Origin of the sequence: Phenylobacterium sp. CCH9-H3, assembly GCF_001557235.1 — a bacterium.
Taxonomy (GTDB): domain Bacteria; phylum Pseudomonadota; class Alphaproteobacteria; order Caulobacterales; family Caulobacteraceae; genus Phenylobacterium.
The window spans coordinates 1-250 of the sequence record NZ_LSJI01000070.1; the positions used below are offsets into that span (position 1 = coordinate 1).

General features: G+C 66.4%; 1 protein-coding gene. It reads right to left on the bottom strand.

Features of this window, described 5'->3' with window-relative positions:
* Positions 1–250: TonB-dependent receptor domain-containing protein (locus tag AX721_RS06050; RefSeq protein ID WP_156467036.1), on the bottom strand; the 250-nt coding region annotated here is incomplete at both ends.

The following is a 250-nucleotide window of genomic DNA, read 5'->3' on the forward strand; positions in this document are numbered from 1 at the left end:
GGACGTGCGGCGCACGGACGGCGCGGTTGTAGCCGCCGCGCAGGCGCAGGCCGTCGATCGGTTCCCAGTCGCCGGCGATCTTGTAGGTCTCGGTCGTGCCGATGGTGGAATAGTCGGAATAGCGGAACGCCAGCTCCAGGGTCAGGTTCTTGGCGAAGGCCACGTCCTGAACGAGCGGGATCCGGCTTTCCGCGAACATTTCATAGACATCGAACGAGCCGTTCACCGGCGGGTTGGCGCCGCCCGAGCC